The sequence below is a fragment of the uncultured Maribacter sp. genome (assembly GCF_947495965.1).
GTDB lineage: Bacteria > Bacteroidota > Bacteroidia > Flavobacteriales > Flavobacteriaceae > Maribacter_B.
Window position 1 is genome coordinate 952,393 of record NZ_CANMBB010000001.1, and the last position, 20,310, is coordinate 972,702.

Consider the following 20,310-nt stretch of genomic DNA (forward strand, 5'->3'; position numbering starts at 1 on the left):
CAGTATAAGAGTGTATCTTTGTAAAAAATAAATTACATGCAATCCAAAAAACCTAGCGCATCCATCACTTATAATACAGATATGGTTCTCCCAAGTGAAACGAACGCTTTAAATAATTTATTTGGTGGCGAATTACTAGCCCGTATGGATAGAGCAGCAAGTATTGCTGCCGGACGTCATAGTGGTCATGTAACAGTAACTGCGTCTGTGAACCATGTTGCTTTTAACAAATCAGTTCCTTTAGGAAGTATTTTAGCAATAGAAGCTAAGGTTTCTAGAGCATTTACTACATCAATGGAAGTTTATATAGATGTTTGGCTAGAAGACCGTTCTAATGGTACACGAATAAAAGCTAATGAAGCTATTTATACTTTTGTTGCTGTAGATGAAACAGGAAAACCTACTAAAGTACCGCAACTTATTCCGGAGACAGAACTTGAAAAGGAGCGTTTTAATGGTGCTTTAAGAAGAAAACAACTTAGCCTTGTACTAGCAGGTAAAATGAAGCCAAATGAAGCCACAGAGCTCAGAGCTTTGTTTATGGACGCATAATTTTAGTTATTCTAAAACTGTGGTGTTTATAATGACTTTACTTTGCAATGTTTTATGTACTGGACATTTGGCTGCAATTTCTTTTAGCCTAAGAATTTGAGCTTCCTCTAAATTACCAACAAACTTTAGTTTCTTTTCCAAATAATCAAAACGTGTAGGTTTATCTACCGCTATTCCTAAATCATCACTATGCTTTTTAGAATAAGTAATGTAAACAAACACTTCCTGTAAATCCCATTTCTTACGCTCGGCATACATTTTTAATGTCATAACCGTACAAGCAGCCAAACCAGCGCTTAGAAAATCGTATGGAGATGGACCAAAATCGTCCCCACCAACACTCTCTGGCTCATCTGCAATAAAAGAATGCTTTTTGGTCTGAATAGAGGTTGTAAAATTATCTTCTATCAAATTTAAATGCCCAACAAGCTGTTCTCCTTCTGTAGAAATCATTTCATTTTCTTTTACAGGAAAATAACGTTGCGCCCATGTGCCAATTATACTACCAACATACAAACTATCTTTAGTATTCGTTAGTAAATGGTCTGCACCGTCTAAGCTAATAAAACTTTTAGGGTGGCGCGCATTATGATAAATTTGCTGTGCATTATCTACTCCAACTATAGTATCTGTAGGAGAATGCATTACCAAAATAGGCTTGCGTAAATTTTTAGTAATTTCTGGTAAATCTGTTTTTTTAAAGTTATCTACAAACTCCTGATTAATAACAAAAGGCCTACCTCCTATATGTACTTTAACCTCTCCTTTTTCTTTAATTTCTTCTGGATCATGAGAAAATAAATGAGTAACATGTTCTACCGTTGCAGGCGCACCAATGGTAGCTACTGCTTTAATGTTTTCTAATTTGCTTGCTGCAACAAGTACTGCTGCACCTCCCAAAGAATGACCAACAAGTAAACTTGGTGCCTTGTACTCCTTTGTTATAAAAGAATTTACAGCTAAGAGGTCTTCTACATTTGCAGAAAAATGACTGTCTGCAAAATCTCCCTCGCTCCTACCCAAGCCCGTAAAATCGAACCGAATAACACCAAAACCATGATTGGTTAAAGCTCTACTAATATTCTTTACCGCACTTAAAGTACTATTACAAGAAAAGCAATGTGCAAAAATGGCATAATTACTAGGCTTTTGGTTTGCAGGCAATTCAAGATGTGCTTGTAACTTAAAACCTTTATGGTTTACTATATGGAGTTTTATGCTTTTCATGATTCTTTATACTTTACTTTAGGAATTAGGTAGTCGTAAAAAGAAAATAAAAATTACGAAATAAAGAAACTTATAATTGATACACCCACTCCTCTGGGTTTAACCTAGCGGTATCTTGATATAGGTAAAATTTAAGGCGTGTTTGCCCATTTGACCGATTGGTGTAAATACTGCCAAGTTCTTGTTTTGCAGTTACCTTATCGCCCTTTTTCACATATAATTCCGACAAATTATAATACGTACTTATAAAATTACCGTGTTTTATTTGTACTCCTTTATTACCACCAGGAACCGCAAGTATTGCAATAACTTCTCCTTCAAAAATAGACCTTGCTTTAGCCCCTTCATCTGTAGCTATAATTACACCATTACTTTGGTGTTTTATACCAGGGTATACTGCATCTTTATAAATTCCAAAACCTTGACTTTTAATTCCTTTCTCTACAGGCCAAATAAGTTTTCCTTTATTCGCAGAAAAATTATTAGCAACCGTAGTTGCTTCTGGTGTTAGTAAAAATTTAGCAGAAGAGCTCTTTGCTTTTTTTCCTATTTTTTTATTAGACGCAACAATGGCTTTACGTATTAAACTTTCTATTTGTTTATCAATCTTACGAGCTTCTTTTTTCTTCTTATTTATAACACTAGTATACTTGCTTTCATTTTTTCTAATACTACTAAGAAGTTCTTTTTGCGCTTTTATTTCTCCAAAAAGTTTGTTTTTAGCTTTTCTGTTTTGGGCAATTAAAACTTCTTTTACCTTTCGCTCTTCATTTAGGTCTTTATTAAGTAATGCCAATTCTTCTGTTTTAGCAGCTATTTGCAGCCCTTGTTCTTTACGGTATTCTGTATACTGTTGCATATACTGTAAACGCTTAAAAGCTTGATAAAAATTAGTAGAAGACAATAAAAACAATAATCTACTTTGTTGGGATTTATTTTGATAGGACTTCTGAATCATTGAAGCATAAGCATCCTTAACCTCTTTTAATTCTTTATTTAGTTTAGAAATGCTTCTAATATTAGCGTTAATCTTTCGGTTTAATAAATTAGATTGTTGGTTTGTAACACGTATTAGTTGCTGGCGAACGCTTATTTTTTTATCCAAAGCTTCCATCTGATCCAAGACATTCCCTTTTTCTTTTTTCTCTGCAAAAAGCAATCTATTTATATCTAATATCTCTTTTTGTAGTTTTTCTCTTTTTGCTTCTAAAGATTTTTGTTCATTAGTTTGCCCATAAGTTATGGTAACTGAACTAACAGTTATAATAACAACTAAAATTAGTTTTAAAAAGAATTTATTTTCCATTATTCTTTAATACAATCTCATCAAAACCTTTTGGTATTTTATATGGAAAATTCAGGTTTCTATTAAACTCCATATTCCTATATTCTAAATTTATAGTATTGGTTATTTCCTTATCTATTGCAGTAATAACCACCGTATTTGGAAACACCTTATTTTCTATTTTTTGATAATTTTTATAATCAATCTCTAAAACTCTTTTCTTTAAAGGTTGTGAGAGTTGTTGCGTAGCTATTTTAAAATTAGTGGGTTCTATTGTAAAAAGGGTTTTAAATAATTCTCCTGCTTTACGTGGTTTTAACTGGTAGTTTTTATCTGCTATAGAAGCATTGTATTTTTCCTTACGCAAATCAAAAATTGCTTGTCCAAGGAGTAAATCTTGTACTTTTTCAAAATTTAATTCGGTTCCCAATAAGTTGCTTAAATAAGAAAAATTTCCATCAAAATACTCATTCTGCAATTTGTTATAGAAAGATACTCTATTTGGTGTAATGTATACTTTTACCATGCCTAATGGAGCACTCATCCAAATGGCCTTGTCTTTTTGCATACGCAAACTAACCGATACTCCTTGGGAAGATTCCCCGTCTGAATAGTTAATTTTTACTTTTCCACTTAACGTTTTAAAATCTAAATGGTTTTGGTAGTGTGTTTTTATAATAGCCTTAGCAGAAAGGTTTTCATTTATACCACCATCTATAACTATTTTATTGGTTTTACATGAAAAAACTAATAGAAAACCAATACTTAATATAGCATATTTAATGAATTGTTTTGTGGAATGCATCATACTTTAAAAACCAGGTTTTATCTTACGAAGATACATATTTGCTCTAGAAGTTTGGTGTAATCCTGTATAGGCATTTGCCATTTCTTTATAAATTTTGTTTGCTAATGAAATATCCTCTATTAAATAATCTAAAGAAGCTTCTAACGTAGTAAGGGCTTCTCTATATTTTTTGTTTTGATTTAAAGCTAACCCTTGTGCGTAGTAAAAATAAGGCTGTAAAGGATATTGTTCTAGCGCTTCTTTAGAAATTTGCTTTACCAATGCATAAGCTTCTATACGTATTAAACCCTGAAGTCTTGTTTTATAGGATTGCGGAGCGTTGTCTCTATTATTTGAAGTTTTAGTAATCGTATTAGAAGTAGAATAGGAAACTGTTGTTATTTCTGATTCTTGTTTTTTTAAAGCGTCTTTAATTTTAGAATATAATACTTGTGTCTTATCTGTTCTTTTTAGTTCTTCTAAAACCGTTAATGCTTCCTTATAATTTGTCTGCTTATAATAAATATAACTTAAGTTTTCTCTAAGTTTTAAATTACTATATGGAACCTCTTTAGTAATATTATTTAAAGAATTTCCCTGTAATTGTAAGGCTTTAACTAGCGTATTTAGATACCACATATTCTCTGGTTCGTTATTTAACGCTTCTAATGCATAATTTTTAGCATTTATGTATTGTTTATCTAACAAATAAACTTTTGCCAGCTCATGGCTCACAACTGTATTATTAGGCTCTTTAGACTTGCATTTTAGAAAGTGGTTAATTGCTTTATCATAGTTTTCTATCCCTTTTTGCTTTAATCCTTCAAAAAATTCTTCTTGAAAATCATCTGAATAGGCTTCTAGAAAAACAGCTGCACTTTCTTCAATGTCTATTTTATCTTCTTGAGCTATAGCAGTATTATTCCCCAACAAGAGTGTAAAAAAACACCCTAAATAAGATACTACTTTAAATATATTTCTAATTTCCATTGAAATGTTCTTTAGCCAAGAGAAGAGTTTGTAATCCTTGTAAGCTACTAAATTAGTATAAAACTTGAATATTTCTAAAAAGATGGGCTTACTATAACAAGGAATTAACAGGAACTAAAAAACAGAAAAAAAAATTAAATCCCATCTTAAAATATTTAGATGGGATTTAAACTGCAAAAACTATTCCAAGACAGAATAATCTCCGATACTAATACTTTCAAAATTACCATTAAATTTAGCGTGGTTGCCAATCATAGCATTATCTAAATTTGCATTTGTAATTGTAGTGTTTGTTTGTATTAAACTATTTTTAATTGTAGAGTTTTCTATTACAGAATTGTCTCCAATAGAAACAAAAGGCCCAACTGTGGTGTCTTTTAAAACTACATTTTTGCCTATATAACAAGGTTCTATAATATTTGCGTTTTCTAATTGTACAGAGTTAGAGATTAATTCTTCTCCGTCTGCCTCTAAAAAGCCTAACATTCTTTGGTTAGTTTCTATCGTAATTTTTTTATTACCACAATCCATCCATTCATCAACAGTACCTGTTTTAAAAATCTTCCCATCAGCCATCATACGTTTAATACCATCATTAATTTGGTATTCTCCGCCGTTCATAATATTCTCATCTAAAATTTCTTGTAATTTTCCTTTTAAAACTGCAACATCTTTAAAGTAGTATATACCAATTACTGCTTGGTCACTAACAAAAGATTCTGGCTTTTCTACAAGCTCTACAATTTCATTTTTATCATTAAGTTTAACAACGCCATATGCTTCTGGGTTTTCTACTTTCTTAGTCCAAATAACACTATCTGCTGTTGGGTCTAAATCAAACTCTGCTCTAATTAAAGTATCTGCATACGCAATTACTGCTGGGCCAGATAAAGAAGGTTCTGCACACATAATTGCATGTCCTGTTCCTAATGGTTTATCTTGCCTGTAGATAGATGCTTTTGCTCCTAAGCTTTCTGCTAGTTCTTTTAAACTAGCAATTACATCATCCCCAAACCAAGCTGGATCACCTAAAACAAAAGCAATTTCTTCAATTGGTTGTTTTAAAACTTTAGCAATATCACTCACTAAACGATGCACTATTGGTTTTCCTGCAACCGGAATTAATGGTTTGGGAACGGTTAAAGAATGTGGTCTTAGTCGCGAGCCTCTACCCGCCATTGGAACTATTATTTTCATACTATTGCCCGCTTTGGCGGGTATCTTTTAATGGTTAAACTTAACTCCTGCGCAGGCAGAAATCTTTTATATGTTTCTTAAATTATTATATTTTAAATTCCAATTGATACTAATATCCGACCAACTTGGATTCATCTCTTTAATTAAATTAATCTTCCAATCCCTTTTCCACTTTTTGAATTGTCTTTCTCTTTTTACTGCATCAGTTCCACTATGAAACTCCTCAAAATAAATTAATTTATCACAATTGTACTTTGCTGTAAACGATTTAGGATAGGCTTTTATTTTATGTTCTTTTACTCGTTCTTCAATATTATCTGTTACTCCTATGTATAATACTCCATTAGGCTTGTTTGTCATTATATATACATACCAATGATTCATTTATTATCTGTATAGAGATTCCTGCCTTCGCAGGAATTTATTTTACGCCAGTGCTACCAAATCCGCCTTCGCCTCTAGCTGTTGTAGATAACTCATTAACAGAAACCCACTCTGCTCTTTCGTGTTTAGCTATTACCAATTGTGCAATACGCTCTCCGTTTTCTATTACAAATGCGTCGTTAGATAAATTAACTAATATTACTCCTATTTCTCCACGGTAATCTGCATCTACAGTACCAGGTGCATTAAGCACGGTAATGCCTTTTTTAGCAGCTAAGCCACTTCTTGGTCTTACTTGTGCTTCAAAACCAACAGGAAGCTCTATAAATAATCCTGTTTTTACAATAGTTCTTCCCATTGGTTCTAATGTAATAGCTTCTTGAATATTAGCTCTTAAATCCATACCAGCAGATGCGCCAGTTTCGTAATGTGGTAAATCGTGAGACGATTTATTAATTATTTTTATTTCCATTTTTTAAAAATACCTTTCTAAGGTTATCATTTTCTAATTTATATAGTAGTACTAAAAATATAGCTAAAAGTATATTTCCAACAATTAAGTTTCTATTAAACCCATAAAAAGCAATTGCAGAAAAGCTAATAGATAGTACTAAATAAAATCCTATTTTTCTAAAGTTATAGGGAATAGGGTAATATTTTCTTCCAAAATAAAACGAAAGAAACATCATAGTACCATAAGCAACTAAGGTTGCTACTGCAGAAGCCATATATTCAAAATATTTTATAAAAACTATATTAATAACAATAGTTAAAATTGCACCGATTATAGATATGTAAGCACCAAATTTTGTACGATCCGTTACTTTATACCAAACAGATAAGTTGTGGTATATTCCTAAAAAGAAACTAGCAAGTACAATAATTGGTACAATAGACATTGCTTCCCAATACGCGGGGTCACGTACAATAATAGTTTTTAGAACATCTGCATAAACTACTACAGACAATAAAATTACACTTCCTAAAATCACAAAATAATTGGTAATTTGGGCATAGGCTTTTTGTGGGTTTTCTGAGGTAGAGTGGCTAAAGAAAAATGGTTCTATTCCCATGCGAAATGCTGTTGCAAAAAGAGTCATAAACAATGCTATTTTATAACATGCCGAATACATTCCTACTTTAGCTTCTGATACATCTTCAGGTAGTAATTTTTCTAATAAAACACGATCAAACACTTCATTTATACTAAAAGCAATTCCGGCTACCATAACTGGCATTGCATATTTCATCATAGAATTCCATAGTACTTTATCAAAAACCCATTTTGTTTTTCTATACAATTCACTCATCAGTAAAAAGGTAATTCCACTTGCTATAACATTGGAAATAAAAATATATGAAATCTGAAAATTTGATTTATATAGAGTAGATAAAATACCTTCTGAATTTTCAGTAACAAGCTTTGGGAGCAATAGTAAAAAGAAAACATTAAGACCAAGATTAATACCTACATTTAAAATCTTAATAATTGCATATTTCATAGGTTTCTCATTTGCTCGTAACCAAGCAAACGGAATTACAACTATTGCATCTAATGCTAAAATACTAATTACGTATCCTAAGTATTTTTTGTCTATTTCTAAGATTTGAGATAAAGAGCCAAAAAACAAAAAAGTAATACAAACAAATACAGCAGTTGTTATTACTATAGAAATTAAAGAGGTAGATACTACTGTATTTTTTTCATTAGATTTACTATAAAACCTAAAAAAAGCAGTTTCCATACCGTAAGCTAAAACCACATTAAAAATTGCAAACCAAGCAAATATTACACTTACTTTACCATATAAACCAGGTGCCATTACCGAAGTATATAAAGGCACTAAAATAAAGGAGAGCATTCTAGGCAATACCGTAGCAAGACCATATACAAAAGTCTGCTTAAAAAGTTTTTTTAACGGGTTCAATAGTCTAGAAATTAGAGTTTAAAAATAGGTATTTAAACTTAGGCAACAAAAAAGCTCTACTTAAAAGTAGAGCTTTCTATTTTATAAAATAATTATATGCTATAATTCTAATTATTTAATGCTTCTGCACCACCAACAATTTCTAATATTTCATTAGTAATTGCAGCTTGTCTTGCTTTATTATAGGTAAGTTTTAATTGATCTCTTAATTCTGTAGCGTTATCTGTTGCTTTATGCATAGCAGTCATACGAGCGCCATGTTCACTAGCAAAAGAATCACGAATACCTTTAAACAATTGTGTTTTTAAGGACTTTGGTATAAGCTCCTCAACTATCTCTAGTTTAGAAGGTTCAAAAATATAATCTACATTTGAATTAGACTCTCCTTCTATTGGTACAATTGGTAAAAATTGCTCGGTCATAACAATTTGCGTTGCAGCATTTTTAAATTTGTTATAAACGATTTCAATTTTATCATATTTCCCTTCTGTGAAAAGAAGCATTAACTCTTCTGCTATTGCAGCTACATTATTAAAAGTTAAATCATCAAAAACAGTACTATGATTTGCAATTACATTATGTTTCTTAGAAAGAATGTCATTAGACTTTTTCCCTATTGCGATAAAATCTACTTGCTTTCCAGCGTAGGTATTCTCCAATAAAGAGAAACATTGCTTAAGAACATTAGTATTAAAAGCACCACATAAACCTCTGTTAGATGTAATGGCTACAACCAACACCTTGTTAACATCTCTATTATCTGCATAGGTACTTACAGAATCCGCATCTAAACTTGCACTTAAACTTTGTAAAAGCTCTGTAAGTTTATCTGCATAAGGACGCATTGCTGTTATAGCATCCTGTGCTTTTTTTAGCTTTGCTGCAGACACCATTTTCATGGCACTAGTAATTTGCATGGTAGAAGATACCGATGCTATTCTATTACGTATTTCTTTTAAGTTTGCCATATTTTGTTAGTATTAAGTAATGAACACAAAGTAGTTTAGCTACTATCTAAATTATTTTGTACTCAATACTTTGTACTTAAAACTCAGTACTAGTTTTTATATTTAGCCGACATTTCTTTACAAACAGCACTCAATGTATCTGTTACTTCATCGGTAAGTTTTCCTGACTTTAAGGTATCTAAAACACCTCTATGCTTCGCATTTAAAAACTCAATAAAATCTCTTTCAAATTCTTTTACTTTATCTACAGGAACATCTCTTAACAAGTTCTTAGAACCTGCATAGATAATAGCAACTTGATCTTCTACAGTAAAAGGGTCATTTTGCGCTTGCTTTAATATCTCAACATTACGACGACCTTTTTCAATTACATTTAAGGTAGCAGCATCTAAATCAGAACCAAATTTAGCGAACGCTTCTAGTTCACGGAATTGTGCTTGATCCAGTTTTAATGTTCCAGATACTTTCTTCATAGATTTAATCTGTGCATTACCACCAACACGAGATACAGATATACCTACGTTAATTGCTGGACGAACCCCTTGGTTAAATAAATCTTGTTCTAAGAAAATTTGACCATCTGTAATAGAAATTACATTGGTAGGAATATATGCAGAAACATCACCCGCCTGTGTTTCAATAATAGGTAATGCAGTTAAAGAACCACCACCTTTTACTATTGGTTTTAAAACATCTGGCAAATCATTCATATCTTTTGCAATATCATCATCTGCAATAACTTTTGCAGAACGCTCCAATAATCTAGAGTGAAGATAAAATACATCTCCAGGATATGCCTCACGTCCTGGTGGTCTTCTTAATAATAAAGAAACCTCTCTATATGCAACAGCTTGCTTAGATAAATCATCATATATAATTAATGCAGGACGACCAGTATCACGGAAGTACTCTCCAATAGCTGCACCAGCGAATGGAGCATAAACCTGCATTGGTGCAGGATCAGATGCATTTGCAGCAACTATAGTAGTATATGCTAATGCTCCTTTATCTTCTAATGTTTGTGCAATAGCAGCAACCGTAGAAGCTTTTTGGCCAATTGCAACATATATACAATATACTGGTTCCCCAGCATCGTAAAATTCTTTTTGATTTAAGATGGTATCAATACAAACGGTAGTTTTACCAGTTTGACGGTCACCAATAACCAACTCACGTTGTCCTCTACCTACAGGAATCATAGCATCAATTGCCTTAATACCAGTTTGTAATGGCTCGGTAACAGGTTCACGATAAATAACTCCAGGAGCTTTACGCTCTAATGGCATTTCATACGTTTTACCAGAAATAGGTCCTTTACCATCTATAGGAAGACCTAAAGTATTTACAACACGACCTACAATACCTTCACCTACGTTTACAGATGCAATAGTTTGTGTACGTTTAACAACAGACCCTTCTTTAACGTCTCTAGATGGACTTAAAAGTACTACACCAACGTTATCTTCTTCTAAGTTAAGAACGATTCCTTTTAAACCACCCTCGAATTCAACTAGTTCTCCGTATTGTACATTAGATAAACCGTATACACGTGCGATACCATCACCCACTTGTAATACTGTCCCTACTTCATCCAATGAAGCTGTAGCGTCAAATCCTGATAATTGTTTCTTTAAAATTGCTGATACTTCAGCGGCTTTTACTCCTGCCATTTGTTTTAGATATAAGGTTCTGGATTTCTAAAAATCCGAAAATATATTATAGACTACTTGTAAATTCTCTTTGTAAATTATTTAATTTATTAGCGATACTAGCATCATATTGCAAATCGCCTACACGTAACACAAAACCTCCAAGAATACTCTCATCAATTTTGTTTTCTAAGGTAACTTCTTTACCCGTTAACTTTGTTACTTTCTCTAATACTTTCTTTTCTAAATCTGCTGTTAAAGGAACTGCTGTAGTTACATACGCTACATCTTTACCTTTTAACTGCTCATTAAGTATTATATATTTTAAAGCAACCTCATTTAATATAGAGATTCTTTTATTTGCTATTAAATTAGATATAGCTCCTTCTGTAATAGTGTTACTTCCACTAAAAACTGCCAATAATGCACTTTTCTTAGTTTCTCCACTAACTACAGGGCTCTCTAATAAATCTCGCAATTCTTTGCTTTCTGCAATAGTACTAACTATAGAACGCATATCTGCTTCCACTGCATCCACAGATGTATTATCTACTGCAAGGTCTAAAATTGCTTTGGCGTAACGAACGGCTGCTCTTGAATTGCTCATCTTCTATTAATTCAATTTAATATCTCCTAATAAACCTTCAACTAATTTTAGTTGCTTGTCTTTATCCGATAACTGCTCTTTGATTACTTTCTCTGCAATTTCTACAGAAAGGCTACCAACTTGGTTTTTAATATCTGCCAATGCTGCTTTTTTCTCCCCTTCTATAGCAGCTTGCGCTTGCTTAATAATTTTATCGCCTTCTACTTGTGCTTGTTCTTTAGAGTCTGAAATCATTTTATCTTTAATTTCTCTTGCTTCTTTAAGCATAGCTTCTCTTTCTGCACGAGCTTCTTTTAATAACCTATCGTTATCTGCTTGCAAATTTTGCATTTCTTTCTTAGCATTTTCTGCAGCTTCTAAGGCATCTTTAATACCTTCTTCGCGACCTTCTATTGCATTAAGAATTGGCTTCCAAGCAAATTTTCCTAATAAGAAAATTAATACTATTAAAATAAAAGCCTGCATTGCGAACAAGCCTATAGAAAAATCGTTAAAAATATCCATATTATATCTATTCTAATTTTGTTTAATCTTTTAAAAAAACACTTCTGCAACCAACCGTTGCAGAATGTGTTTCTTTTTTAGCTTTCTTCGGAATTATTTTCCTAAAAGTAAAGCACCGAATGCTAAACCTTCTAATAATGCTCCGATGATAATCATTGCTGTTTGGATTTTACCAGCAGCCTCTGGCTGACGAGCAATACCTTCCATTGCTTTACCACCAATTTGACCTAATCCGATTCCTCCACCGATTACGATTAATCCTGCTCCAATTAAATTGTACATACTACTTGATTTTTATATATTAATTAAACAAATCCTAAATTAATGATCATGTGTATGATCGTGTTCTTCTACCGCCATTCCTATAAAAAGTGCCGATAGCATTGTAAAAATAAACGCTTGTAAAAAAGCTACTAAAACCTCTATAACCATTAAAAATAAGGTTAAGAAAAATGATATTCCTGTTGCCCCTGCTGTTCCAAACTGCGCTTTTAGCAAAATCATAAGTGCCGCAATACCCATAACAACAGAGTGCCCTGCCGTAATATTTGCAAATAAACGTACTAATAATGAGAATGGTTTAATAAGAATAAATCCTACTAATTCTAAAAAAGCTAATACCGGTCTTAAAATATAAGGAACCCCTGGCATCCATAACGTATGCGCCCAAAAATCTTTAGAGCCATTTGTCATATATATTACTAAAGTAAATAATGCTAAACATACTGTTATTGCTATTTGTCCTGTTACATTAAAACCTAATGGTGTTAATCCTATTAAGTTTAATATCCATATAAAGAAGAATACTGTTAGCAAGTAAGGCATAAACTTCTTATATTTTTTCTCTCCAATATTAGGTCTTGCAATTTCGTCTCTTACATATATTACTAGAGGCTCTAAAACACGTCCTATTCCGGTAGGAATAGCACCTTTCTTATATCCTTTTGCTAAAGAGAAAAACCCTAAGAACATTAACAAACCTGCTATTAATATTCCAAAAACACTTTTTGTAATAGAGAAATCTAAAACTTTATGTGCATTAGTTGCATGGTGTTCCTCATCAAAACTTACGGCAGTTGCATTAGCATCTAACTCATAAATTTTACTATGTATTTTTGTGAATTTTAACCCTTTCTTGTCTACTATAGTATGCCCAGCATCATCATGATGAAATTCTGATGACATAAAAGAAACCAAACCTTTACTAGACCAAATAATTACTGGTAAAGAAAAACCTACATGCTTGCGTTCTCCTGAATCACTTGTATATGAAAATAAGTGAAAATCGTGTGCATCTTTAAGGTGATGCGCTATATAATCGCCAATTTCTTCTTTAGTATCTACATGTCCGTTATCCTCCTGAGAATGCCCTTCTTTTTCTTTTTCAGAAATAGAAAATCCTTGAAATGAGGACATAAGGATAATTAATAAAGCTAATTTACTAAAGTATTTTGATGCTATATTCATTATAAACAATTCGAAAAATTACTCCCTTAAAATTTTGCGCAAAGGTAGGTATTATAAATAAATATCAAATACTTTTTTTCTTTATTCTTTATTTGTCACAAACGTCTTAATATTCTTGAAATAAATAACACCTCAACAGATAAAAATAAAGCTAATGGAAGTAGCATATGAACCCTTTCTATTCTTGGGATTGGTGTTTCACTAAGCACTATGTTTTTAAAAATAATTACAAAGAAAATTATTTTTAAAAACAATGCTCCAAGGTAAATTAAACCTAGTTGATTTTCTAAAATATTAGAAAAAGCTAAATAAGCAAAGAGAATACATATACCTAAAGAAAATAAATAATGGTATACATACATTTTTCCGAGAGAAAAAGAAATAGAGTCTTGTACAAAATATAAATGCGAATATTTTGCAACAAAAAAAAGTATTGTAAAAACAATACTATATTGAATGAACGATTTTAACAACTTGTTTAGGTATTTAGTTTCTTGGCTTTAACTATTAAAATATAAGTAGATAAAAATATTGCCAACAAAGTTATTGAAATTTCTAAAAACGTAGTATTAAATTTTTGATCCAACCAAGTTCCTAGCAAATTACCTAAATAAATAGTAACACCCATTTGAATGCCTATTCCAGAAAGTTTTGCTGCTGTACGTAAAGCTCCGTTATCTTTTTTACGAGGCTTTTGCTCCACTGCTTGGTTGTTGTTTATTAAAACTACCACCTTTACCTTTCATAGTACAAGAAGCGTTAAAAGTAGCACCCGGCTCTACCGCTAATTTAGACACAGAAACAGTACCTTCTATTACTGCAGATGCTTTTAAGGAAAGTAAATCGGACACTAAAAGTTCTCCGTTAAAATTACCTTCTATATCTGCATTTACACATTCTACTTTACCGTGAATATAACCTCCTTTACCAATAACTACTTTACCAGAGGTGGTTACATTACCATCTAACTTACCATCTATCCTAAAATCTGCTTCAGATACAATATCTCCTTTTATTTTAGTATTTTTTTCAATTCTGTTAGGCTGTCCTCCTACTTCGTTCATAGTTCTAGGTTTTTGTTTATCTGAAAACATTAATTTAGGGTTTTGGGGTTAAAAGAGACTTTTTATACTCTGTTAAATTCTTATGTACTTGTGTTACTTTATAGTTAGAAGATAAAATTACAAAATTCTCATTAGTAACTTTATAGTCTTTATTATTTTTTAATAGCTCTGCATAACCTAAAGCAAATTCTTTAGATTTAAAACCATGCACCACCACAAATTGGTCTTCTAAGTTATAAATATCTTTAGAAACTACATTCTTATATCGTAAATCTTTTATAGATTTTTCTAAAAGCTCTTTTAAAACTAGAGCTGCATCATTATTATTTCTTTTAAAAGGGAATACTACTTTCCAATTTCCTTTTCCTGTAGCGCCTGTTTCTGAAGAGAATTCTTTTTCTTCTAACTTAGGTAAATGCTCTGCAATCATTTGCTCTGCCTTTTTTCCTTCAGGGTTATTAGGATAAGTAAGAGCAACATAATTTAAAGCTTCTTTAAAGTTTACAAAACCTTGTAACCTTCCAATAGCATTTGCTTTAAGCATTTCAAACTTTGGAACTATAGGGTCTCCTGTAAACTTGTTAATGTTTTCTTCTGCTCCTGTTATTACTTTTAAAAACTCTTGATTTTGGTATTTTTTATACAATGCTGCATAACGCACATCTGGACTATCTAAATTACCAGCCAATACTGCTTCTGGGTTTAATAATATTTCTGCATAACGAGAATCGCCATGATTGCTAATAATATTCTGCTTCATAGATGCTGCTAAAGAGCTACCTTCTTCTTCATAAATTTTATACAAATTATATTTAGATGGCAATATTAATCTTTCTTCAGGATTAGAGTTTAACACCCCCTCTAGTTTACCGGCAGCTAAAAGATTCTCTTTAAATTTTTCTTTATAGATTAATCCTAATTGGTAGTTTGCAAAATTTCTTCCTGTTTTAAGACTGTCTATTACAGAAACATCTGTTGGAATTTGATTTAGATAAAACTCTACCGAAAATTTTTCCTCTTCTGTTGGATCTAAAGAGCTGCTTTTATTATTTGCTACAATATCTCCAGAATTGTCCTCTATAACTGTTGTGTTTTTATTACTCCAACGCCAATTATCTTCTAGCTTTCTTGTTCCCCATTTATTCTTAAAATCGTTCTTACCATATCCTAAACTAGTAATATTGTAAAAATAAAAATTGCCTTTATTTTCCTTGCCCCCTTTACTTTCGCTAAACGCTGCAAAACCATCTGTTAATTTTTGCTTTGCCTTTTTTTCTTCTTCTTCTTTGGCTTTCTTTAGTTCTTCAATATAGTTGCCATAATATGCTATTTGCTTGTCTTTAGGCATATCATAAACTGTAATAACACTATCTGCATAATGTACAACATCTTCATACTTTATAACATCTTCTAAATTGTCTAGCTTCTTTTTTACAGTACGATATTTTTTAGTGTTTTCTGGTACGTTAGTTAGTACACTATCATAATAAGCTCCTGCATTTTTATAAGAATTTAAATCGAAATTATATTCCGCTAAATTTTCATAGTTTAAAGCATTTAATTTAGGCTTGTTTTGTGTTCTTCTAAGCGATTTATTAAAATATACAATTGCCAAACTATCCGATTCTGTTGCTAAATAATACTCTGCTTTTTGGCGATAAATTTTATCTAAAAAAGGTCTGTTTTCTCTATTCTCCTCTAACTTAGTAAGGTATTTTAAAAGTTCTTCCTCATTTTCTCCTGTTAATTCTATATTCTGAATTTTTTGCAGGTGTGCATTTATCATATACACTCTAGGAGATTTTCTGTTTAAATCTATAATCTTATCAAAAGCATAGTTTGCACTGTCTTTATGACCTAATTGATTGTATAATTGTCCTATGATATAGTAGTAACGACCTTTTTCTGGGTTCTTTTTAGTATAGTGCGATGCTATTTTTAATTGCTGAATTGCAGTATCTGGTGCATTTAAATTAATATATGCTTGCGCTAACATAGCACGGGCATCTGCATATTCTTGGTCTTTTAACTTATCATACTTCATTAAGTTTTTTAAGTTTTTAACCGCCAAATCATCATTTTCTAAACGAATATTTACTTTTTCTCTCCAAATGCGGGCTTCACTAAGTTTATCACTAGCTGGGTATTTTCTAAGTATATAATTAAAAGCTTCTAAAGCAGGAATATAGCGCTCGTCAAAATATCTTGCCTTTCCTAAAAGTAGAAAAGCCTCATCTGTTTGCGGATTGCGCTCTACATTTTTAATATCCATACTATGTTTTTGTATGGCTTTTGTAGCTTTTTCTTCGGCAATAATAAAATTTGGATTGTTATCTTCTGAGTCTAACTTTATTTCTCCACTTACCTCCATACGTTCTATGGGTAGTATTTCCCAATAATCGTCTTGGTAATTAGTGTTCAAAGTTTCTCTTCCTTCCTCAAAAGCAATATTACCATTGTATAGGGTATTATACTTGGTATTTAAGGCGTGCCAATTTCTATTCAAAAAGGCATCTTTTTTAGTAGAACAAGAGTTAAACCCTAGTCCAATTAAAATTGCGGTAACTATAAATTTATGTTGAAGCTTCAAAATTATCTGTATTCGTACCTAACTTAAACTAAAAAACAACCATATTATTATACCGTTGGTCGGTAAAATGCACTTTATTTTTATGATGTATAGGCTTCTATAAAAAGAAAGGACTAAGCACTTTTAAAAGTACTTAGTCCTTGTACGTTGAAAATTGAATTTATGAAACTAAAATAAAAACAATATTACTGTGCATATTTTTGTGCTATCCCGCCAACCTTCATTCCCCAAGATTGTCCAATCATCATTGCTTTTTGACTAATTAATAATTGTTTTACGCTTAACTTTTTACCTAAATCTGTATGGTAAAAACTAATTAAAGAATCTATTTCTTCTTCTGTAAATTCTTCTGCATATAATGCTCCTAATTGGTCATAGATTTCTCCTAGAGTACCGTCTGCTTCTTTTTTATAAGCTTCCTTTTTATCTGCGCCAACACCTGCTCCTATTTGCGCTATAGCATCTTCAAAAGCTTTACTTGCCCCCGTTAATTTTATAAGTTCTTCGGATTTTGTTTGTAAAGCTGATTTCTCTTGGGCTTGTACCTGTACTGCTAAAAATAAAATAAGACCTAATACTACTTTTTTCATGGTTTGTGTTTAAAAATTTATTTGTTAGTATAAAAATAGGGTAATTTGTTACAAGGTTTGTAGTAATTTATATTCTGGATAGGTTTTAGTCAATAATTCTTCTGCTTTTTGAGGGATAGTTTTAAGAATAATAAAACTAATAAGCACTACTGTAACTATAATAAAAGCTAATAGAACATCTATATAAAATACTTGCCATCTTAAAACGGAACCTAAAAGGTTAGAATTTATAATAGGGAAGAAGATTAAATGAATAAGGTTAAATGAGTTACCTATATTATCTATTTGGTCCTTTAGCATCCACCTTTTTTTTGTTTCTTTTTTTTGTTTTTTATTTCTAATCATAAAAAACAACCATAGAACTATAATTAGTGCTCCTATCCCTGAAAAAAAGTTTTCTTTTATTTCTAAAGGAATATTCCAAAAAACCAATCCTAAAAACAAAATAGCAGAAAGCGTGGCAATTATTTTAGGGAAACTAAAATAGTCTTTAAAAAACCCAAAAATTATTTTCCAGTATTTTAAGGACATTGCTCTTTTTCTTTTAACAATAACATCTTCAAAACCGTGAACGCCAAATTTTCTAAACTCATTATTTAAAGCTTGTTTAAAAGTTATATCTGAGTTTTCAGAAAGTTGTTGTTCTATACCGTTTGCTATGTGGTCTACCAATTCGGTTTGCAAATCATAATGTTCTACAAAATGCTTGCTAGTAAAAGCATAAAGTTGTTGTATTTGTGCTTGATTTAGTTGCATTACTAAGCTAGTCTTTTTATAACTCTATTATGTTTTTGGTAAAATTTAAATAAATGGTGGTAGGAAACTAACATATATATTGGGAATAACAGTTTTAAAAAAGCCATGTCAGGTGTAACATATTGTTTTTCATTAAATGCCATGTCCATGAACATAAAAATAAATATACCAATGTTTAGACTTTGTATCTTATAAAAATATTGATAGGTAGTTTTAATATTAGAAGTTTTAATACTAAAAAACCAGACGACAGATAATAAAAAAAGGCAAGAAAAAACAACTCCAATAAATACATCTATTGCACTAACAAAAAAACTCTTTGGTATAAAACTAAAAAACACTAATAGTAAGCCAGTTGTTATTAAAGATGAAAGAATTGATTTAAAATATATTTTCTTAATTATCGCAATACATTTTTTCATCATTAATTTAGGCCCAACATATGCGTACCCCAACCAAAAAGAAGAATAACTTTCCAATTCCGGATTCCATTTCTCTTTTTGCTGGTTAAACGCATCTTTATAAGAAATACCCTCTGCTAATGATTGCTCTATCCCAACAATCATATGATCTTGTACCTCATATCTAAGGTCTACTTGTTCTAACTTCTTATTATCTAAGTAGTTTTCAATATTCTGTATTTGAGATTGGCTTAATTTCATGAAAAATATTTTTTAAGAAATTTATACTCTTTTAGTATTAGTTTTCTTCTATTAACAACTTCTATTAGAGCAGTAGCATTTAATAATATCCCAATAGTACAATAGCCCGCAAGCCAATACGGTTCCGATTTCATATAATCAACTATAAGGGGAAGAAAATACATAAACAAATGCGGAAAACTATAAATATTAAATAAGGTATCATATGACAACACCTTTTTCTTTATTCCATCTAATTGTCTTTGATAAAAAAACAACCCTATTTGACATATAGGAACACAATAAAAAATAGATATAATGACAGCGTTAAAAACTTTAGGGCTTAGCAAACTCACCAAGATATGTAACGAAACAGCCCAAAATATTAAAAACAAATAAGTCATCGGCTTCTTTAAAAAACTAAAAAGCCTAGTCCAAAATGCCTTTTGATATCCCCAATGTATAGATTTTCTTTTTTCTTCTGCTACTTTTCTACACCATGCAACACGTTTTCTTAAAAAACTTTCTAAATCTGGGTAATTTTCTATAGACTCGTATTCAGATACCAAGTGATCTATAAGTTCATAACGAATATCCATGTACTTAATACCTTTTTCTTTTAAATAAGCATCTATATTTTGTATGTCTTGTTTAACCAACCTCATATTAAAAACATCTTAATTAATACTCCAATTAGGATTTACTAAATTTTGCATACTACGTATAAATTCTTCTAGTTCTGCCAAGCGGTTTACGGTTTCTTTTTCTCCTGCTTCTGTTAGTTTATAATATTTGCGTAAACGATTATCTACTTTGGCTACCTCCACATCTAGCAAACCTTCGGCTTCTAGTTTATGTAAAGCAGGGTACAAAGCGCCTTCGGTAATTTGTAACTCTCCTTGGGTAAGGGCTTTTACTTTTTGGGTAATCTCATACCCATACATTTTACCCTGTTCGTCTAACAGTTTTAAAATAATAGTATTTAAACTCCCTTTATATAATTTAGAATTACCCATGTATTAATTTTCTTACCTCAAATATATGCATAATTTTCTTATGCATAATAAACTTAGGTATATATTTTTACTATTCTACTTTAGTAACCTACTTGCTTTGCTTAATTT

24 protein-coding genes are annotated in these 20,310 nt (G+C 31.3%); 1 reads left to right on the forward strand and 23 read right to left on the reverse strand.

From position 1 onward, the window contains the following. Positions 1 to 36: 36 nt before the first annotated feature. A complete protein-coding gene (locus Q0820_RS03900; RefSeq protein WP_298485278.1) occupies positions 37 to 552 on the forward strand; it encodes an acyl-CoA thioesterase in 516 nt (171 codons plus the stop codon). 6 nt (positions 553 to 558) lie between these two features. Here Q0820_RS03900 and Q0820_RS03905 read toward each other — a convergent pair whose 3' ends face one another. From Q0820_RS03905 to Q0820_RS04010, 23 genes are all read right to left on the reverse strand, one after another. After that, on the reverse strand, positions 559 to 1,779 hold the full coding sequence (locus Q0820_RS03905) for a bifunctional alpha/beta hydrolase/OsmC family protein (RefSeq protein WP_298485280.1): 1,221 nt from the start codon (positions 1,777 to 1,779) through the stop codon (positions 559 to 561). A gap of 70 nt (positions 1,780 to 1,849) precedes the next feature. Further along, complete coding sequence (locus tag Q0820_RS03910) at positions 1,850 to 3,085, reverse strand: peptidoglycan DD-metalloendopeptidase family protein (RefSeq protein ID WP_298485282.1); 1,236 nt, start codon at positions 3,083 to 3,085, stop codon at positions 1,850 to 1,852. Next, positions 3,075 to 3,872 carry a DUF4292 domain-containing protein gene (locus Q0820_RS03915; RefSeq protein WP_366941644.1) on the reverse strand — a complete coding sequence of 266 codons (798 nt, stop codon included), beginning with the start codon at positions 3,870 to 3,872 and terminating at the stop codon, positions 3,075 to 3,077. The genes Q0820_RS03910 and Q0820_RS03915 overlap by 11 nt, the downstream gene beginning before the upstream one ends. 3 nt (positions 3,873 to 3,875) lie before the next feature. Continuing rightward, positions 3,876 to 4,841 (reverse strand): hypothetical protein, encoded by a 966-nt coding sequence (locus Q0820_RS03920; protein ID WP_298485284.1) that lies wholly within the window; start codon positions 4,839 to 4,841, stop codon positions 3,876 to 3,878. Positions 4,842 to 5,021: 180 nt separating this feature from the next. Beyond that, a complete protein-coding gene (locus tag Q0820_RS03925) occupies positions 5,022 to 6,038 on the reverse strand; it encodes a sugar phosphate nucleotidyltransferase (protein ID WP_298485285.1) in 1,017 nt (338 codons plus the stop codon). Positions 6,039 to 6,104: 66 nt separating this feature from the next. Continuing rightward, positions 6,105 to 6,422, reverse strand: a complete 318-nt coding sequence (locus Q0820_RS03930; protein WP_298485287.1) for a GIY-YIG nuclease family protein — start codon at positions 6,420 to 6,422, stop codon at positions 6,105 to 6,107. A gap of 37 nt (positions 6,423 to 6,459) precedes the next feature. Continuing rightward, positions 6,460 to 6,894, reverse strand: coding sequence for a dUTP diphosphatase (dut, locus tag Q0820_RS03935; protein ID WP_298485289.1), 435 nt, complete (start codon positions 6,892 to 6,894; stop codon positions 6,460 to 6,462). Further along, the gene (locus Q0820_RS03940) at positions 6,875 to 8,350 is read right to left on the reverse strand and encodes an oligosaccharide flippase family protein (protein WP_298485290.1); all 1,476 of its coding nucleotides are present in this window, start codon (positions 8,348 to 8,350) and stop codon (positions 6,875 to 6,877) included. Before Q0820_RS03940 ends, dut begins: the two co-directional genes overlap by 20 nt. A 107-nt stretch (positions 8,351 to 8,457) precedes the next feature. After that, the gene (gene atpG / locus Q0820_RS03945) at positions 8,458 to 9,318 is read right to left on the reverse strand and encodes an ATP synthase F1 subunit gamma (protein ID WP_298485291.1); all 861 of its coding nucleotides are present in this window, start codon (positions 9,316 to 9,318) and stop codon (positions 8,458 to 8,460) included. Positions 9,319 to 9,407: 89 nt separating this feature from the next. Next, entirely contained in the window at positions 9,408 to 10,988 is a 1,581-nt protein-coding gene (gene atpA, locus Q0820_RS03950) for a F0F1 ATP synthase subunit alpha (protein ID WP_298485293.1), read from the reverse strand. Between the two features lie 46 nt (positions 10,989 to 11,034). Continuing rightward, positions 11,035 to 11,574: an ATP synthase F1 subunit delta gene (gene atpH / locus Q0820_RS03955; protein WP_298485294.1), complete on the reverse strand. Its 540-nt coding sequence runs from the start codon at positions 11,572 to 11,574 to the stop codon at positions 11,035 to 11,037. 6 nt (positions 11,575 to 11,580) lie between these two features. Beyond that, positions 11,581 to 12,078 (reverse strand): F0F1 ATP synthase subunit B, encoded by a 498-nt coding sequence (locus tag Q0820_RS03960; RefSeq protein ID WP_298485297.1) that lies wholly within the window; start codon positions 12,076 to 12,078, stop codon positions 11,581 to 11,583. A gap of 93 nt (positions 12,079 to 12,171) precedes the next feature. Next, positions 12,172 to 12,360 carry an ATP synthase F0 subunit C gene (gene atpE, locus Q0820_RS03965; RefSeq protein WP_053973883.1) on the reverse strand — a complete coding sequence of 63 codons (189 nt, stop codon included), beginning with the start codon at positions 12,358 to 12,360 and terminating at the stop codon, positions 12,172 to 12,174. Positions 12,361 to 12,399: 39 nt separating this feature from the next. Next, positions 12,400 to 13,494, reverse strand: a complete 1,095-nt coding sequence (gene atpB, locus Q0820_RS03970; RefSeq protein WP_298485303.1) for a F0F1 ATP synthase subunit A — start codon at positions 13,492 to 13,494, stop codon at positions 12,400 to 12,402. Between the two features lie 146 nt (positions 13,495 to 13,640). Beyond that, positions 13,641 to 14,018: a DUF6168 family protein gene (locus Q0820_RS16955; RefSeq protein ID WP_366941645.1), complete on the reverse strand. Its 378-nt coding sequence runs from the start codon at positions 14,016 to 14,018 to the stop codon at positions 13,641 to 13,643. A 5-nt stretch (positions 14,019 to 14,023) separates the two neighbouring features. Beyond that, positions 14,024 to 14,248, reverse strand: coding sequence for an AtpZ/AtpI family protein (locus Q0820_RS03975; RefSeq protein WP_298485304.1), 225 nt, complete (start codon positions 14,246 to 14,248; stop codon positions 14,024 to 14,026). Continuing rightward, positions 14,229 to 14,639: a polymer-forming cytoskeletal protein gene (locus Q0820_RS03980; RefSeq protein WP_298485306.1), complete on the reverse strand. Its 411-nt coding sequence runs from the start codon at positions 14,637 to 14,639 to the stop codon at positions 14,229 to 14,231. Before Q0820_RS03980 ends, Q0820_RS03975 begins: the two co-directional genes overlap by 20 nt. 4 nt (positions 14,640 to 14,643) lie before the next feature. Continuing rightward, complete coding sequence (locus Q0820_RS03985; RefSeq protein ID WP_298485308.1) at positions 14,644 to 17,199, reverse strand: tetratricopeptide repeat protein; 2,556 nt, start codon at positions 17,197 to 17,199, stop codon at positions 14,644 to 14,646. A gap of 185 nt (positions 17,200 to 17,384) precedes the next feature. After that, complete coding sequence (locus tag Q0820_RS03990; protein ID WP_298485309.1) at positions 17,385 to 17,789, reverse strand: DUF2059 domain-containing protein; 405 nt, start codon at positions 17,787 to 17,789, stop codon at positions 17,385 to 17,387. Between the two features lie 48 nt (positions 17,790 to 17,837). Then, positions 17,838 to 18,545 carry a hypothetical protein gene (locus Q0820_RS03995; protein ID WP_298485311.1) on the reverse strand — a complete coding sequence of 236 codons (708 nt, stop codon included), beginning with the start codon at positions 18,543 to 18,545 and terminating at the stop codon, positions 17,838 to 17,840. 2 nt (positions 18,546 to 18,547) lie between these two features. Beyond that, positions 18,548 to 19,207 carry a hypothetical protein gene (locus tag Q0820_RS04000; protein ID WP_298485313.1) on the reverse strand — a complete coding sequence of 220 codons (660 nt, stop codon included), beginning with the start codon at positions 19,205 to 19,207 and terminating at the stop codon, positions 18,548 to 18,550. Beyond that, positions 19,204 to 19,851, reverse strand: coding sequence for a hypothetical protein (locus Q0820_RS04005; protein ID WP_298485315.1), 648 nt, complete (start codon positions 19,849 to 19,851; stop codon positions 19,204 to 19,206). Before Q0820_RS04005 ends, Q0820_RS04000 begins: the two co-directional genes overlap by 4 nt. Before the next feature lie 12 nt (positions 19,852 to 19,863). After that, entirely contained in the window at positions 19,864 to 20,202 is a 339-nt protein-coding gene (locus tag Q0820_RS04010; protein WP_298485317.1) for a PadR family transcriptional regulator, read from the reverse strand. Positions 20,203 to 20,310: the final 108 nt, after the last annotated feature.